The sequence below is a fragment of the Halorussus vallis genome, from assembly GCF_024138165.1.
GTDB lineage: Archaea > Halobacteriota > Halobacteria > Halobacteriales > Haladaptataceae > Halorussus > Halorussus vallis.
Map to the genome: position 1 here is coordinate 3446079 of NZ_CP100000.1, position 15904 is coordinate 3461982.

17 protein-coding genes are annotated in these 15904 nt (G+C 68.1%); 6 read left to right on the top strand and 11 right to left on the bottom strand.

Annotated elements, in window-relative coordinates; translation table 11 throughout:
- Nucleotides 1-22: 22 nt before the first annotated feature.
- Together NGM07_RS17440 and NGM07_RS17445 are read left to right on the top strand one after the other, a co-directional pair.
- A complete protein-coding gene (locus tag NGM07_RS17440) occupies nt 23-910 on the top strand; it encodes a hypothetical protein (protein ID WP_253513853.1) in 888 nt (295 codons plus the stop codon).
- A gap of 431 nt (nt 911-1341) precedes the next feature.
- The gene (locus NGM07_RS17445) at nt 1342-3375 is read left to right on the top strand and encodes an AMP-binding protein (protein ID WP_253513855.1); all 2034 of its coding nucleotides are present in this window, start codon (nt 1342-1344) and stop codon (nt 3373-3375) included.
- Nucleotides 3376-3402: 27 nt separating this feature from the next.
- On the opposite strand, the gene NGM07_RS17450 is transcribed toward NGM07_RS17445, so the two are convergent.
- The 6 genes from NGM07_RS17450 to lonB all read right to left on the bottom strand — a co-directional run bounded on the left by NGM07_RS17450 (nt 3403) and on the right by lonB (nt 8573).
- Nucleotides 3403-3819, bottom strand: a complete 417-nt coding sequence (locus NGM07_RS17450; RefSeq protein WP_253513857.1) for an Ig-like domain-containing protein — start codon at nt 3817-3819, stop codon at nt 3403-3405.
- A gap of 47 nt (nt 3820-3866) precedes the next feature.
- Nucleotides 3867-4391: a GNAT family N-acetyltransferase gene (locus NGM07_RS17455; protein WP_253513859.1), complete on the bottom strand. Its 525-nt coding sequence runs from the start codon at nt 4389-4391 to the stop codon at nt 3867-3869.
- 64 nt (nt 4392-4455) lie between these two features.
- Nucleotides 4456-5043, bottom strand: a complete 588-nt coding sequence (locus NGM07_RS17460; RefSeq protein ID WP_253513861.1) for a GNAT family N-acetyltransferase — start codon at nt 5041-5043, stop codon at nt 4456-4458.
- Nucleotides 5043-5567: a GNAT family N-acetyltransferase gene (locus NGM07_RS17465; protein ID WP_253513863.1), complete on the bottom strand. Its 525-nt coding sequence runs from the start codon at nt 5565-5567 to the stop codon at nt 5043-5045. The genes NGM07_RS17460 and NGM07_RS17465 overlap by 1 nt, the downstream gene beginning before the upstream one ends.
- 61 nt (nt 5568-5628) lie before the next feature.
- Entirely contained in the window at nt 5629-6435 is an 807-nt protein-coding gene (locus NGM07_RS17470) for a hypothetical protein (RefSeq protein WP_253513864.1), read from the bottom strand.
- A gap of 128 nt (nt 6436-6563) precedes the next feature.
- Nucleotides 6564-8573: an ATP-dependent protease LonB gene (lonB, locus tag NGM07_RS17475; protein WP_253513866.1), complete on the bottom strand. Its 2010-nt coding sequence runs from the start codon at nt 8571-8573 to the stop codon at nt 6564-6566.
- Between the two features lie 170 nt (nt 8574-8743).
- On the opposite strand from lonB, the gene NGM07_RS17480 reads away from it, so the two are divergent.
- From NGM07_RS17480 to NGM07_RS17490, 3 genes are all read left to right on the top strand, one after another.
- Nucleotides 8744-9262 (top strand): nicotinamide-nucleotide adenylyltransferase, encoded by a 519-nt coding sequence (locus NGM07_RS17480; RefSeq protein WP_253513868.1) that lies wholly within the window; start codon nt 8744-8746, stop codon nt 9260-9262.
- A gap of 592 nt (nt 9263-9854) precedes the next feature.
- On the top strand, nt 9855-10661 hold the full coding sequence (gene pyrF / locus NGM07_RS17485) for an orotidine-5'-phosphate decarboxylase (protein ID WP_253513870.1): 807 nt from the start codon (nt 9855-9857) through the stop codon (nt 10659-10661).
- A gap of 45 nt (nt 10662-10706) precedes the next feature.
- Nucleotides 10707-10973: a DUF7520 family protein gene (locus tag NGM07_RS17490; RefSeq protein ID WP_253513872.1), complete on the top strand. Its 267-nt coding sequence runs from the start codon at nt 10707-10709 to the stop codon at nt 10971-10973.
- An 87-nt stretch (nt 10974-11060) separates the two neighbouring features.
- Here the strand turns inward: NGM07_RS17490 and NGM07_RS17495 are convergent, their stop codons facing one another.
- The 3 genes from NGM07_RS17495 to NGM07_RS17505 all read right to left on the bottom strand — a co-directional run bounded on the left by NGM07_RS17495 (nt 11061) and on the right by NGM07_RS17505 (nt 12955).
- On the bottom strand, nt 11061-11645 hold the full coding sequence (locus NGM07_RS17495) for a trimeric intracellular cation channel family protein (protein ID WP_253520241.1): 585 nt from the start codon (nt 11643-11645) through the stop codon (nt 11061-11063).
- 26 nt (nt 11646-11671) lie between these two features.
- The gene (locus NGM07_RS17500) at nt 11672-12433 is read right to left on the bottom strand and encodes an SAM hydrolase/SAM-dependent halogenase family protein (RefSeq protein ID WP_253513873.1); all 762 of its coding nucleotides are present in this window, start codon (nt 12431-12433) and stop codon (nt 11672-11674) included.
- Nucleotides 12434-12598: 165 nt separating this feature from the next.
- On the bottom strand, nt 12599-12955 hold the full coding sequence (locus NGM07_RS17505) for an ester cyclase (RefSeq protein WP_253513876.1): 357 nt from the start codon (nt 12953-12955) through the stop codon (nt 12599-12601).
- Between the two features lie 84 nt (nt 12956-13039).
- On the opposite strand from NGM07_RS17505, the gene NGM07_RS17510 reads away from it, so the two are divergent.
- The gene (locus tag NGM07_RS17510; RefSeq protein WP_253513878.1) at nt 13040-14140 is read left to right on the top strand and encodes a pyridoxal phosphate-dependent aminotransferase; all 1101 of its coding nucleotides are present in this window, start codon (nt 13040-13042) and stop codon (nt 14138-14140) included.
- A gap of 45 nt (nt 14141-14185) precedes the next feature.
- Here the strand turns inward: NGM07_RS17510 and NGM07_RS17515 are convergent, their stop codons facing one another.
- Both NGM07_RS17515 and NGM07_RS17520 read right to left on the bottom strand, forming a co-directional pair.
- Nucleotides 14186-15097 carry a glycosyltransferase family 2 protein gene (locus NGM07_RS17515; RefSeq protein ID WP_253513880.1) on the bottom strand — a complete coding sequence of 304 codons (912 nt, stop codon included), beginning with the start codon at nt 15095-15097 and terminating at the stop codon, nt 14186-14188.
- Between the two features lie 44 nt (nt 15098-15141).
- Nucleotides 15142-15849, bottom strand: coding sequence for a class I SAM-dependent methyltransferase (locus tag NGM07_RS17520; RefSeq protein ID WP_253520242.1), 708 nt, complete (start codon nt 15847-15849; stop codon nt 15142-15144).
- Between the last annotated feature and the right edge of the window lie 55 nt (nt 15850-15904).

The following is a 15904-nucleotide window of genomic DNA, read 5'->3' on the forward strand; positions in this document are numbered from 1 at the left end:
TCACAGGTCAGATAGCCTGACAATGAGCGACCTCCACGAGGCGGACGCCGGCGAGGCGGCCTCCGCGACGCCGGACCCCGCCGAGACGGACGCCGACGCGACGGACCCCGTGTTCGGCTTCATCGCCGGCGTCTACGCCGGCGCCCTGCTCGCGCCCGCGGTGACGATACTCGCGTCGCTGGGACTGACCGACGACCCCGCGACGCTGTTCTTCAGCTTCTTCGGGTCGGTGCTCTCGTTCGCAGTGCTCGTCAGCTGGGTCGCCCGCCGGGAGTCGGTCGGGCCGCGAATCGGCCGGTCGCAGTGGGTCTGGCTCGCGGTCGTGGCCCCGTTCGGTTACGGCGCGGTGATGCTCGGCGGAATCGCCGCGGGGTTCCGGGGAGCGTTCGTCGGCGCTTCGATGGCCGGGATGATAGCGGGGATGTTCACCGGCATGGGGTTCGCCGTCGCGGCTCGGAACCGCTACGCGAGGGCCGCCCTCGACGGGAGCGAGGAGTACGTCCGGTTCGACGCCCGCGCGCCCGAGCGCGACCGGCGACTCCACTACGCGGGCCTCGCGGTCCTCGGGACGGTCGCACTGGCCGGGCCGGTGCTCGCGGCGCTGACCGACGTGGACGCCGGCCAGGACCTCTTCGTCTACCTCCTGCCGTTCATCGGCGGACTGCTCGGGTTGACCAGTCGGCGAACCTACGCGGTCACGGACGCCGGACTGCTCGCCGACCAGGGCGTCTCCAAGAACCTCCGAGCGTGGGACCAGTTCGAGGGCTTCTCGGTCACGGACGACGCCGTGGTGGTCCGGCGCACCGGTTGGTCGGCGTTCGGTCTTCGGGACGTTCGGCGAGACGCCACGGACCTCGAAGACGTCGAGGCGGTCGCCGACGCGCTGGCGAAGTTCCTGCCGCGGAAGTAGCGGACGCGACGATAGAACGCAAAACGGGCTTCCGAGAACGCTCGGGGAGACGGACTGTCTTTTACTCGTCCGAACTTCCACCGGTGGCGCGCGTTGGCGCGGCCCCGCGGTCTGTCTTCCGGCGGTTTGGGGCCGCGCCCATTCGCGCGAGGGACGACCGAGTGAGCGCCGGAGGCGCGAGCGAAGGAGTCGGCTGGGGGGGGCGTGTGGCTATCGCGGTCGCGGTGCGGTGGCTGTGCAGTAGTCGTACCGGTAGTAGAAGATGCGCTGAGGCCGAGTCGCCACAGCGACTCGGCCTCAGCGCGTGCCCTTTTTTGGTCCAGCTTTTTTCGAGGAGTGGTGGCTGACGCGCCTGCGGCGCGTCAGCGACCCGACGACGAAAAAAGGTGGAGGGGAAGCTACTTGACGTGTGCCCGCAATTTTTGCGATATATGGACACCCTCGAAGACGTAGACGAGATCGTCCACGAACCCAGCCGAGAGTTCGTGGAATCGACCAACGTCTGGCAGTTCATGCAGGAACACGGCATCGAGGATTACGAGGAGCTAATCGAGCGGACCACCACGGAGATGCCGGGCGTCGAGGCGTCGGGCGTCGAGTGGTTCTGGGACGAACTGGTCGACTACCTCGGCATCGAGTTCTACGAGGAGTACGATTCGATCCGGGACGACAGCGAGGGGCCGCAGTTCTCGAAGTGGTACGACGGCGGGAAGATAAACGCCGCCCACAACGTGGTCGACCGCCACGCCGCGCCCGACAACGAGACTCGCAACAAGGTCGCCTGTATCTGGGAGGGCGAGGACGGCGAGGTCCGGGAGGTGACGTTCCACGAACTCCACCGTCAGTCGAACAAGGTGGCCAACGCCCTCGAAGCGCGGGGCGTCGGAACCGGCGACACCGTGGGCCTGTACATGCCGATGGTGCCGGAGGTCATCGCCATCCTCTACGGCGCGTTCAAGGTCGGCGCCGTCGCCGTCCCCATCTTCTCGGGGTTCGGCGTCGACGCGACCGCGACCCGCATCGAGGACCCCGAGTGCTCGGTGCTGTTCACCGCCGACGGCTTCTACCGTCGCGGGAGCGAGGTGTTCCTCAAGAACGCCGCCGACAAGGCCATCGCGAAGGCGGGCTACGTCGAGCACACCATCGTCTACGACCGGTTCGGGAGTCGTACTCCCGACGGCGACGGTGACGCCGACGCCGACGCCGACATCCCGTGGGACGACGACCGCGACGAGTGGTGGACCGAGGCGGTCGAGAGCCAGTCCGACGAGTACGAGACGAAGTCGCTCGACGCCGACGCCGAGTCGATGCTGCTGTACTCCTCGGGGACCACCGGCAAGCCCAAGGGCATCGTCCACACCCACTCGGGCGCGCTGATGCAGGCCGCCAAGGAGATCTACTTCGGCTTCGACCACAAGCCCGGCGACCGGTTCTTCTGGGTCAGCGACATCGGGTGGATGATGGGGCCGTGGACGCTCATCGGCAACCACGCCTTCGGCGGCACCGTCTTCATGTACGAAGGCGCGCCCGATTATCCCGACCCCGACCGCTTCTGGGAGATGATCGACCGCCACGCCATCTCGACGTTCGGCATCTCGCCGACCGCCATCCGCGCCCTGCGCAAGTACGGCGACGAGTGGCTGGAGGGTCACGACCTCTCCAGCCTTCGCCTGCTGGGGTCGACCGGTGAGCCGTGGGACCCCGAAAGCTGGCTGTGGTTCTACGAGAACGTCGGCGGCGGCGAGGCGCCCATCATCAACATCTCCGGCGGCACCGAGATAATGGGCTGTTTCCTGATGCCGTTGCCCATCCAGTCGCTCAAACCCTGCACGCTGGGCGGGCCGGGCCTGGGCATGGATATCGACATCGTGAACTCGCAGGGCGAGTCCATCGCCGACACCCACGAGCGGGGCTTCCTGGTCGCCCGCGACTCCTGTCCCTCGATGACCAAGAGCCTCTGGGAGGGCGACGAGCGCTACCTCGAGGAGTACTGGTCGACGTTCGAGGACCCGCCGCTGTGGGACCACGGCGACTGGGCGCAGAAGGACGAGGACGGTTTCTGGTTCCTCCACGGCCGCGCCGACGACGCCATCAACGTGGCGGGCCGGAAGGTCGGCCCCGCAGAGGTCGAAGGCGCGCTCATCGACCACGAGGCCGTCAACCAGGCCGCCGCGGTCGGCGTGCCCGACGACACCACCGGCCAGGCCGTCGTGGCGTACGTCATCCTCGAAGACGGCCGCGCGGTGAGCGACGCGCTTCGGGAGGAACTCCGCGAGCAGGTCGGCGACGAACTCGGCAAGCCGTTCAAGCCCCGCGAGGTGCTGTTCGTCTCCGAGTTCCCCAAGACCCAGTCGGGCAAGATTATCCGCCGGGCCATCGAGGCGACCTACACCGGCGAGGACCTGGGCGACATGAGCAGCATCGAGAACCCCGACGCGCTGGACGAACTCGAAGCGGCGCAGTAGGGCCTGAAGGCGGGACGAGACGCCGACTCAGGCGCAGATTTGACCGACTTCGACCGTCGCGTTGGCCTCTATTCTAATCTCGGTCGTACACCGGTCGTCCGGCCCCTCGATTTCGAACGACTCGGGGTTGCGGTCGTCGACCGCAACCCCGAGTCGGTACCGCTCGCCGACCGCCGTCGCGTTCTCGAAGGAAACCCGCGCTCCGGCGTCGAGGCGAACCGTCTTCGAGAAGACGGTTCGGCCAGTTTCGTTCGCCGGCGAAACTTCGATTCGGACGGTGTGGTTCGCGTCGTCGCCGTTCGTGAGGTGGAGGTCGTCCATCGCGGGCGGGGCGTGCCCGATTCCGAGGAAGCCGAACGCGACCACGCCGCCAGCGACGGCCCCGACGACCGCGAAGGCCGTCAGCCAGAGCGTGAGCCCGCGGAAGAACGTCGAGTCGGCCATTCGTCGGGAGTGCCGACCGGAAAGTAGTAAGTCTTCTGTCGCGTCCGTCACTCGTCGCCGACCCACTCCTCGCGGAGGATGCCGAAGTGAACCGTATCGACGTGTTCGCCGCTGACGAACGCGTTCTTCCGGAATCGGCCTTCCTGCTCGAAGCCGAGTTTCCGGAGGAGGTTTTTCGAGGCGTCGTTGAACTCGTACGTGAACGCCTGTAACGCCGGCTTGTCGAAGTTGTCGAAGACGTATCCGACGAAGAGGCCGACCGCTTCCGTCGCGTAGCCGTTTCCGTGGGATTCGGGGACGAGCCAGTAGGAGAGGAACGGCCGCGCTCCGGAGAGCGACTCGACTTGAACCAGTCCGATCGGATCGCCGTCTACGGAGACGAGTAGACGAACGCTCTCGTCGTCTTCACTGTCGATGTCGTCCGCGACACGGGATTCGTTACGAGGGATGGTGTGTCCGAGTGGTGTTCGCAACTCCGGGTCGTTGGACGCTCGCTGGAGAAACGCAGCATCGTTGGACTCGACGGGGCGGAGACGCACACGTTCGCCGCGGAGGAACGTCGTGTTCGGCATGCAGTCCCCTCGTACGGATACGGGATAGCCGTTGCGAAAATCGAACCGGGCCGAACCGTACCGTCTACTCGCCCTCGACCCACTCCTCGCGGAGCAGGCCGAAGACGTACTCGTCGCGGTAGTCGCCCTCGACGAACCGGTTCTCGCGGAGGACCGCCTCGCGTTCGAAGCCGAGGCGTCCGAGCAGCGCCTGCGAGGGTTCGTTGTGCGAGAAGACCCGCGCCTGAACGCCGTGCTTGTCGTGGCTGGCGAAGAAGTAATCGAGCAACAGCGTCATCGCCTCGGTGGCGTAGCCCTCGCCCTGGTACTCCGGCAGGACCCAGTACGACAGCAGCGGCCGGTCCCAGTGGACCTTCATCACGTTGACCACCCCGACGGGGGTCGGCTCGCCGTCTCCGTCGGCGTCCTCGCCCGCCCCGCGCCCGCCGTCGCCCTCGGTCGGTTCGCGGCAGACGAGCAGGTTAATACCGTCGTCTTCCTCGACCCGCTCGTCGAGGGTTTCGGCTATCTGGCCGTCGTTCTCGGGAAAGGACATGCCGAGGGGCGGTCGAACCTCGGGGTGGTTGCGGCCGCGCTGGAGGAACTCGGCGTCGTCGCGTTCGACGGTTCGGAGCGCGACCCGGTCGCCGCGCTCGAAGACGACGCCCGGCATCAGACACCCCACTCCTCGCGGAGCAGTCCGTAGTGCACGGTGTCGCGGTACGCGCCCCGGACGTACCGGTCCTCGCGGAGTCGGCCCTCCCGCTGGAAGCCGAGGCGTTCGAGCAGTTTCCACGAGGCCTCGTTGTAGGCGTACGCCTGGGCGTAGAGGCCGCGGGCCTCGAACGTGTCGAAGACGTAGTCTATCAGCAGCGAAACCGCCTCGGTGGCGTAGCCCTCGCCCTGGTACTCCGGCAGGACCCAGTACGACAGTTCGGGCCGGGTCCACCGCGCGTGCATCGCGACCACCTGGCCGACGGGGTCGCCGTCGACGCAGACCAGCAGGTTGACGCTGCCGTCGTCTTCGACGCTCTCTTCGACGTACTCCTCGGCCTGACTTCCGTTCTCGGGGTCGTCGAGTCCCAGCGGGACGCGCACGTCGGGGTCGTTGTGCGCCCGCTGGACGAACTCCGCGTCGTCGCGTTCGACGGTCCGGAGCGAGACGCGTTCGCCTCGCTCGAAGAGGACACCTGGCATGGGTAGTCCCACGAAGGGTCGCGATAAAGCGATTTCCCGAACTGCCGTTAAGTAAGTATTTCTACAGTTCGAGGGCCGCCGCTGGGAGCGTCCGGTCCTCTGGCGCGTCGGCACCACTTCCGTCCACGACCGCACAATCGCCGACCGACTCGTCGGTCGGCAACAACACCGCCGCGCCCGCGAGCAGGGGCGCGAGGACGCCCGCGACCACCGCGCCCGGTTCGGTCAGCGGGGCGCGGACCGCGACCTCGTCGCCGGGTTCGAGGTCCCACGTCTCGGCGACCCCGCGGGCCGCTCCGAGCAGGTCGGCGTGGGAGAACGCCCGACCGCCCGCGACGAGCGCGCTCGTCGCGGGCGGCACGGGCGTCTCGGGGAAGGCGGGGTTCTCGCTCCAGACGTCGCGCTCGAAGTGGTGGGTCGCGGGGTCGTCCGGCGGGTCGCCGTAGCCGACCCGCTGGCCGCCCGCCGCGAGATTGTAGTCGGAAACCGACTCGCTTGGCGCGACGACGACCCGGGCCTCGACCGACGCCTCACTGCCGGTTCGTCCCGCACCGCCGCGGCGCGGGACGAACCGCGTCGGCGCGCCGAGGAGCGCGGCGCCGAACAGCGCCAACAGCGCTTCGGGTTCGGGGTCGGCGGCGACGGCGACCGCGGCGTCGTGACTGGAGGCCTCGCTCCGCTCGCCCGCCGAGTCCGCACTCGCCACTTCGTCGTTCGCGTGGACGCCCAACCGCCGGAAGAAGTTGCCCGTCTTCCACGCGGTCGTGCAGAAGCGGCGGTAGTCGTAGCTTCGGCCGGTTCGCGGGGCGACGACCGCGGGGTCGCCGCCCCGACGTTCGCGGGCCACCAGGTCGCCGAGCGTCTTCATGAGCGGTGGTTGGGAGGCGACCGGGAAAGCGACGGCGGTTCGCTCGCCGGATTCGGTCGTCGGAACGCGCGGCCGACGGCCGTCGCTGGCGGGTCGAAAAACGAAAGAAGGTGTCGCGTTACGTCGGCTTACTGCGGGCTCGGACTGCCGCTGCCGCGACCGACCTGCCGTTCGAGGGCGGAGCCGGTGATGTTCTTCAGCCGGTCGACCAGGCTGTCCTTCTCGGCCTCGCCCGCGAGGGCGACGTCGAGCACTTCGCTGATGTGGGAGACGGGGATGATCTCGATCTGCTCCTCGTACTCCTCTTCGATCATCACGTCGTCCTCGTTGGCCTTCGGGATGATGACCCGGTCGAGGCCGGCCTTCGCGGCGGCCTCTATCTTGTGGGTGACACCGCCGACGGGCAGGACGTCGCCCCGGACCGACAGCGAGCCGGTCATGGCGAGGTCCTGGTGGATCGGGATGTCCTCCAGTGCGGAGATGACCGCGGTGGCGACCGTGATCGAGGCGGAGTCGCCGTCGACGCCCTGCTGGCCGGCCTGGACGAACTGGATGTGGACGTCCTTCTCGGAGATGTCCTCGTCGCTGAACTTCTTGATGATGGCAGAGACGTTCTGGACCGCCTCCTCGGCCATCTCCTTCAGCTGACCCGTGGCGATGACCTGGCCGGGCCCCTGCGAGGGGGTGACCTCGGCCATCACGGGCAGGACGATGCCGGAGTCCTCGCCCATGACCGCCAGGCCGTTGACGCGGCCGGTGACCTCGCCCTGGTTGACGGTGAGTTCGTAGTCCTTCCGGCGCTCGATGTAGTCGTCGGCGACCTGCTGTTCGATGGAGCGGCTCCGGCGCTTGGCCTGGAGCACGTCCTCGCGGGTCGTCTGGTCCTTGTTCGCGGCGCGGGCGATGTCGCCCGACACCCGGACGAGTCCGCCGAGGTCGCGCAGGCGGAGCGTGAGGTGGTCCTTGCGGCCCGAGCGGCGCTGGGCTTCGAGGATGATCTCCTCGACGGCGTCCTCCGTGAAGTGCGGGAGACGGCCGTCCTTCTCGACCTCCTGGGCGATGAACCGGGTGTACTTCCGGCGCATCTCGGGCGTGTCGTCGATGGTGTCGTCCATGTACACCTCGTACCCGTAGCCCTTGATACGGCTCCGGAGCGCGGGGTGCATGTTCTCCATCGCGTCCATGTTGCCCGCCGCGATCATGATGAAGTCGCAGGGGACAGGTTCGGTCTGGACCATCGCGCCCGAGGAGCGCTCGGACTGGCCCGTAATGGAGAACTCGCCCTCCTGGATCGCGGTCATCAGCTTCTGCTGGGACCGGATGTCGAGCGTGTTGATCTCGTCGACGAACAGCACGCCCTTGTTGGCCTTGTGGATTGCCCCCGGCTCCACGCGGTCGTGGCTGGGCGTCTCCATTCCGCCGGACTGGAACGGGTCGTGACGGACGTCGCCCAGCAGCGCGCCGGCGTGGGCGCCGGTGGCGTCCTCGAAGGGCGCGGTGGTCTGGTCGGCGGTGTTGACCAGCAGGTTCGGAATCATCGCGTCGTTGCCCCGCGAGCCGTAGCGGAACGCGAGATAGATGACGCCGGCCGCGAGAATGCCCAGCAGCGGGCGCTGGGCGATGAGGAGCGAGTACCCCACCACGATGGCGATGATGACCCACATCAGGAACGAGCGCATCTGGTTGCGCTTGCGGGCCTCTTCCTTGTGCGCGTCGATGATCTGTTCGCCCTTGCCGGCCGGGACCGTCCGGACCTTCGGCTCGTTGCCGTCGTCGGGGTTGTGGTAGACGAGAACGTCCTGGAGGTCCTCCTTCGGGAGGAGTTCGCTCATCGCCTTCGCCAGCATCGACTTGCCCGTCCCGGGCGTGCCGATCATCATCACGTGACGGCGCTGCTTGGCCGCCTTCTGGACGACGTCGCGGGCGTGGTCCTGCCCGATGACCTGGTCGACCAGTCGGTCGGGAATCTCTATCTCGTCGGTCGTATCGATATCCAACCCACCGAGGAGGTCGTCGTCCGGCACTTCCTCGTCGGCGATGTCGGTTCCGATATCGCTACCGAGGTCCTCGAACTCCGAGCCCCCCTGCTCGTAGGTCTGCTCCGGCGGCGGAGCGTCGTTATCGGTATCGTTACTCATAGAACTGTCCTTTGCGTACCCGAATTGAGGGCTGGCGAACTGATATACTTTCTCCCTGCGGCCGATTCTCGGGCTTCGGCCCGATTCTGTCTGAGAGCACCTCACGCTCGCGTTCGCGGCGTTTGCCGCGACTCGCCATCCTTATAAAACGTGGCCACGGAACGTCAACCATGAATCGCGGGTTCTACATCGGTCGCTTCCAGCCCTTCCACAACGGCCACCTCAGCGTGGTCGAAACCATCTCCGAGGAGGTGGACGAACTGGTGCTGGGCATCGGGAGCGCCGGCGACTCGCACACCCGCCACGACCCCTTCACGGCGGGCGAGCGCATCATGATGATCACGAAGTCGCTGGTCGACCTGGACCTGGTGACCTACGCGGTGCCCATCGAGGACCTCGACCGCAACTCCGTGTGGGTGAGCCACGTCCAGAGCATGAGCCCCGACTTCGACATCGCCTACTCGAACAACCCCCTCGTCATCCAACTGTTCACCGAAGCGGGCGTCGAGGTCCGTCAGTCGCCGATGTTCAACCGCGGCGTGCTGGAGGGCACCGAAGTCCGGGACCGCATGGTGAAAGGTGAGAACTGGGAGAAACTGGTGCCCGACGCCGTCGTCGAAATCGTCGAGGAAACCGGCGGCATCGAGCGCATCCAGAAGGTCAGCGACTCGGACTCGAACGGGGAGTAATCCGACGCTAATCGTTCCGCCGTAACTGTTCCTGCAACTCCGACTGTATCGGCAACTGCTACCGTGTCTGTATCCGCGACTGCTTCTGCCACCGCGACTGCAAGCAGACCGCTACTCGCACGATGACGATGAGTACCCGCACCGCAACCGCGCCGCCACGGCCACACGCCTCCCCAGCCGATTCGCTCACTGCGTTCGCTCATCCCTCGCGCAACGAATGCGCGGCCCTGCGGTTTAGGGCCGCGCCAGTGCGCGCCGTACCTCCAGACCAACAGCGAGCATCTTCACCGCCGACGTGGCGCGTGTAGTTTGTCGGCTCCTTGTGAGCCGACGAACCGCGCGAGGGACGACCGAGTGAGCGGAGCGAACGAGGGAGTCGGCTGGGGAGGCGTGTGGCCGCGGTCACTCATGTGGGTCGTGTGAGTAGCGGTCTGCGGTGCGGATACAACTCAGTCTCGTCGTCCTCGCGTAGGCCGTCGCCGTCTTTCGAAGACGAAGACTCGCTCCTTCCGACAACGCAGACACAGTTCCATCTCGGAAGTCGTGAGGAGTTTCGACGCCTTTGTATCCCGCGTAGCGAAATCACGTCCCAATGGCCGCGTTCTTCGACCGCCTCGCCGACCGCATCGCCGAGATCGACAGCGTCGTCTCGGTCGGCCTCGACCCGGACACCGACCGCCTCCCCGAGGAAGTCCGGGACGCCGACCTGCCGCGTTGGGAGTTCAACCGCCGAATAATCGACGCGACCCACGAGCACGCCGCCGTCTTCAAGCCCAACGCCGCGTTCTACGAGGACTCCGACGGCTGGCGCGCCCTCGAAAAGACCGTCGAACACGCCCGGACGAAGGGCGTGCCGGTCCTGCTCGACGCCAAGCGCGCCGACATCGGCAACACCTCCCGGCAGTACGCGAAGGTGCTCGACTCCGTCGACGCCATCACGCTCAACCCGTTCCTGGGCCGGGATTCGCTCGCGCCGTTCCTCGACCGCGCCGACGCTGGCTGTTTCCTGCTCTGTCGGACCTCCAACCCCGGCGGCGCCGACGTCCAGGAACTCGAACTCGACTCCGGAAAGTTGGTCTACGAGGCGGTCGCCGACCTCGCGAGTTCGTGGAACCGGAACCGGAACGTCGGCCTCGTGGTGGGCGCGACCACACCCGAGGAACTCCGGGCGGTCCGCGAGCGCGTCCCCGAACTCCCGTTCCTCGTCCCCGGCGTCGGCGCCCAGGGCGGCGACGAGGAGGCCGCCGCCGTCCACGCCACCGCCGAGAACGGCGCGGGCCTCGTGAATTCGACCCGGGGCATCATCTTCGCGGGCGAGGACTCCGAGGCGGCCTTCGACGTGGCCGCCGGCGAAGCTGCGGCCGACCTGAAAGCCCGACTGAACCGGTATCGAGACTGAGTTCGCATCGACACGCCTAATCGGTCGGAGTCCGAACCGCCGACCGTGACCACAGAAACCGAGACGCGGTCCGGACGCCCGCTGTTCGCCGCGGCCGGGGCCGTCGTCGTCCTGATGGCCGCCGTCATCGGCGCGGTCGTCGGCGCGACCGGCGAGGCCCGCGGGGCGACGATGGAGTTCTTCGGCGTCACCCTGTTCGGGATGACGCCCGTCTCGATGGCCGTCTTCGGCGTGCTCGTGACCTCCGCGGTGCTCGCGCTGGTGTTCGGCCTCGTGAGTCTCGCGTCGCGGTACGACGCCGAGACTCGCTGACCGACCCCGAAATTCGCCGGTTCGCCGAACGGCCACGAACGCTGAACGACCCAGAAACCCGTCGATTTTCGTCGCGAACGCTCCCGCTCAGACGGTCGGTAGCTCCCAGTCGTGGCGAATCGCCAACAGGCGCAGGCCGAAGACGAACGCGGCGCAGACGACGGCGCTCGCGCGCCGCCCCGCACCCGCCGAAATAGCGACCCAGAAGACCACGCCGCCGAGCACCGCGCACGTCGCGTAGAAGTCCTCGACCAGGACGAAGGGGACGTTCCGCAGAAGGACGTCGCTAACGAGGCCGCCGCCGACGCCGGTGACGGTGGCGAGGACGACCACGCCGAACGGCGAGAGGCCGGCGGTCGTCGCGACCAGCGCGCCGGTGGTGGCGAACGCCGAGAGGCCGACCGCGTCGGCGAGCAGGACGAGCGAGTGGTCTGTCGCACCCATTTCGAGGCGCGCGAGCGCAACCGCCAGGCCGACGCCCACGAGCGCGACGCTCACGTCTGTCGTCGACCGGAGCGCCACCGGCACGGTGTCGACCAGCAGGTCGCGGGTGACGCCGCCGCCGAGGGCGGTCATCACGCCCAGGACCGCCACGCCCAGCAGGTCGAGGTCGGCGTCTGCCCCGCGCAGCGACCCGACGACCGCGAACGCGAGTAGCCCGATGACGTTCATCACGCCGAAGGGGTCGAGTTCCACGGTCAGCGTTCCAGTCGGACCTCGTCGCCGACGCTCAGTCCGAACGCTTCGTCGCCGCGACCCCGGTTCGCAGCGAGTTCGACGTTGCCGTGACTCCCGACCGTGACGAGGCGCTCGCCGGGGGCGACTGCGGCGTAGGCGGCCGCGACCGGCGCCGACTCGCCGCCGATTTCGACGCGCTCGCGGTCGGCGAGCGCGTCGCCGGGGATGTTGGTCACGACGTTGCCGAAGCCGTCGACCACGAGCACTTCGCCGACGGTGGTTTCACCTTCAAGCGTCGGTTCGGGGAACCGGAGGTCCTCGAAGTCGTCGGCGGGCGCGATGTCCTCGCGCTCGTCGAACGCGTCGACGCCCGCCTCGTGAATCTCGGCGGCGGCGGGCGCGAACACGTCCCGGCCGTGGAACGTCGAACTCTCGGGGTCCAGATACTCGACTTCGAAGACCTCGACTTCGGCGCCCGCCTCGTCGGCGAGTTCGCGGGCCGCCGGGAGCAGGACGCCGTTGTCCGGCCCCACGAGGGCGTGGTCGCCCGCCCGAATCGCCAGGGCGGCCCGCTCGGTGCCCACGCCGGGGTCCACGACGACGAGGTGGACCGCCGGCGGGAAGTACGGTAGTACCTCCCGGAGCCAGAACGCCGCGGTCCGGACGTCCTGGCGGGGGAAGTCGTGGGCCACGTCGACGAGCCTGGCGTCGGTCCGCTGTAGCATCACGCCCTTCATCGCGGCCGGGTAGGGCGTGCCGAAGTCCGAGGCGAGCGTTATCATGGTCGGGAGTTGGCGGCCGGACCTCTAAAGGGTACCACTTCGCCGCGGAGGGCTTCAGCCGGCCGCGCGGTCGGCGACTGCCGACCGCGCGGGTGACCTAACGGAGTGCGTCGCCGACCGGTGCGGGCGACCCGACGAAGCGGGCGGCCCACCGGAGCGCGCCGCTCACACCTCGTCGCGGTCGGTGTAGGTCCACCGCTCGGCGATCCGGCCGTCGTCGTCGAAGCGGTGGAAGTCGGCGAAGCCGAACGACACCGACTCGCCGCCCTGCGTGCCGGTGAACCGGCCGCGAACGGCGACGGTGTCGCCGTTCGCCACGAGGTCGTGGAGTTCGTGCGTGCCGTCGGAGAGCGGCCGATCCTCCAGGTAGAACTCGCGGAACTCGTCCATCCCGTCGAGGCTGGCCTGGCCCGGCCGGTCGTAGGTCACGTCGGCGGCGAACAGCGAGAACACCGCCTCGTACTCCTCGGCGTCGATGTGCTCGTAGTACGCCCTGACCGCCTCGGGGTCTGCGTTCGCCATATCGGAACGTCGACGCGCCGGGGGTTGTCGCTTTCGGACCCGGAAGGAGAAAGAAACACCTACGCCGGCCACGAGGGTGCCGACATGGACTACGAGACGCCGCTGTTCTTCCACGTGATGCAGTACGCCCAGTCCGCCGACCGGGACGTCGTCGACATGGTGAGCGGCAACCCCGACTGGGGGTCGCCGCCCGCGCTCGCGGAGGGACTCCACGAGTACGCCGACCTCGGCGGCGACGACTTCCAGTACCCGCCGAGCGAGGGCCTGCTCGAACTCCGCGAGGAGATCGCCGACCGCCGGAACGTCGACGTCTCGCAGGTCGTCGTCACCAACGGTGCCGGCGAAGCCAACTACCTCGCGATGGCCCGGGCGCTCGAACGCGAGCGCGGGTCGGAGTTCGTGCTCACCGACCCCGTGTATCCGTACTACCCCGGCAAGACGAAGATGCTCGGCGCGACGGCGCGGTACGTCTCGACCGACGACGACGGGACGCTCGACCCGGCGGCCGTCCGGGAGGTCGCGAGCGAGGAAACCGCCGCCGTCGTCGTCAACACGCCCAACAACCCCACCGGCGCGGTGTACGACGAGACGACGATGCGCGAACTGGTCGCGGTCGCCGAGGACAACGACGCGCTGCTGGTGAGCGACGAGGTGTACGACCACTTCGACTTCTCCGGGAAGTTCACCTCCGCGCTCGAGTTCGACTCCGACCACCGGGTCGTCACCAACTCCTACTCGAAGTCGCTGGCAATCACCGGCTTCCGGGTCGGCTACGCCGTCTTCCCCGAGTCGCTGGTCGACGTCGCCAAGACCCGCCACATGCTGACCAACGTCGCCACCACCCGGCCGGGCCAGTACGCGGTGCTCGAAGCGCTCCGGAACACCGACCTCGACTACTACGCCGCCAACCGGCGACTGCTCGAAGAGCGCGTCGCGACGTTCACCGACGCGCTCGACGCGGCGGGCGCCGACTACACCAGCCCCGACGGCGCGTTCTACGTGATGGCGCGGTTCCCGGAGTTCCCCGGCACGCTCGCGAACGTCGAGCGACTCGTCGACGAGGCGGGCGTCGCGGGGATGCCCGGCGAGGCGTTCGGCACGTCGCGCGAGGAGTGGCTCCGGTTCGCGCTCGTCTCGCCGAGGGTCGAGGAGGCCGCAGAACGGTTGGCCGACTTCTTCGCGTAGCGAGGCGACGAGGCGACCCGAATCGTCGCGCGGCGATGACCTCGCTCAGTCTTCCTCGCGCCAGTCGTATCGCTCGACCGCCCGGTCGGCCCGCGAAGAGAGCCCGTGGGGGTTGCGGGTTTCGCTCCGGTCGGCGAACCAGGCGCGGACGCCGTGGGCGGCGCCGACGGCGATGTTCGAGACGACCCGCTTGCCGCTTCCCATCCACTCGGAGGGTTCGCCGTCGCCCCTAATGACCTCGCAGGCGGTGCCGGCGGCGTCGCGGACCGCGTCCCGGAAGGTCCGGCGGAAGACGCCGGGCCGCGGGCCGTAGTTCTTCACGAGGCGGTAGGCGAGCGCGCGGTACTTCCAACCCCAGTCGCGTTCCTCGCTGTCGTCCTCGTCGTTGCAGGTTACGCAGACCTGCGGCGACCACTCGACGTCCCGGCCGGCGCTCGCTAGGCGGTGGGCGACGTCGCGTGAACCGCCTGTGACCAGGTACTCGTCGAAGCCGTCGACCGCCTCGATGGTTTCGCGGGTGAACGCGACGTTGCCGCCGTCGAAGTAGGTGACCTCCCGGCCGCCGATGGTCCTGGACTCCTCGGATTCGGTGGTCATCCCGGCCCGCACCGTCCGGTGGACCGGGCCGGTGACCGCGTCCGTGTCGGCGTCGGCGAGCGCCTCCCGGACGCCGTCGGCCCACGAGGGTTCTATCGCGTGGTCCTGGCCGACGAGCGCGACGATGTCACCGGTCGCCTCCGTGATGCCGGCGTTACGCGCGACGTTCAGTTTCCGGTCCGAAACCTCGACCAGCACGTCCACGTCGTCGCGCTCCTGCACCATCCCGGTGGTTCCGTCGGCCGACGGGCCGTTGACGATGACGACCTCGGCGTCCGGCACGTGGGCGGCCAGCGCGTCCAGCGACGCGGCTAGCCGTTCGCGGCCGTTGAGGGTCGGAACCACCACGGACAGCCTCATACCCCGGAACCTCCCGCCGGAGGCTTAAAAGCAGTTCGGCTTTTTCACTTGACTCGGGCGCTCCAGTACGACACCGACGCCAGGTGGTCGCCGACGGCCGATTCGCCGAGAGAGGTGTCGACGTTTCGGATGGGGCCGGCTATCTGGCCCGGAATCTTCCGGTAGAAGCCGTAGGGCAGTATCCAGTCGTGCTCCTCGTCGGCGAGTTCGAGGTCGGCGTCCGACAGCAGTTTCTCGACCTCCCCGCGGGTGTAGAGGCGCGACCCCATCGGGAGCAACCAGTTGTAGATGCTCCGGGTGCTGGCGGCGTTGAACGTGTCGAAGACGACCCGCTCGCGGGCGACCCGGCGCATCTCCGAGAGGAACGTCGCGGGCGTGTCGGCCAGGTGGAAAAAGCGCATGGCGAACACGGTGTCGAAGTAGTCGTCCGGGAACGGCAGGCGTGCGGCGTCGCCGCGCATGAACTCCAGGTGGTCGGCGACGCCGGCCTGCCGGGCTTTCGTTCGGCCCTGCTGGAGCATCGGTCCGGAGATGTCGAGGCCGATGATGTCGGCCCCGCGCTCAGCGAGCATCACCGTGAACCGGCCCGTACCGCAGGCTATCTCCAGAATTCGCTCGTCCTCCAGCGGGCCGATGGCGTCGAGCACGGCCTGCTTCTCCCGGCGGTCGATGAGTCGTCCGCCGCGGGAGAATCGCTTCTCGTCGTACTCTTCGGCGACCTCGTCGGCCTGGTACCACTCCTCTCCTTTCACGGCTCTCATGGAACTGTAGTCCGTCGGGGGACTAAAACGGTACTGGATGCGACTC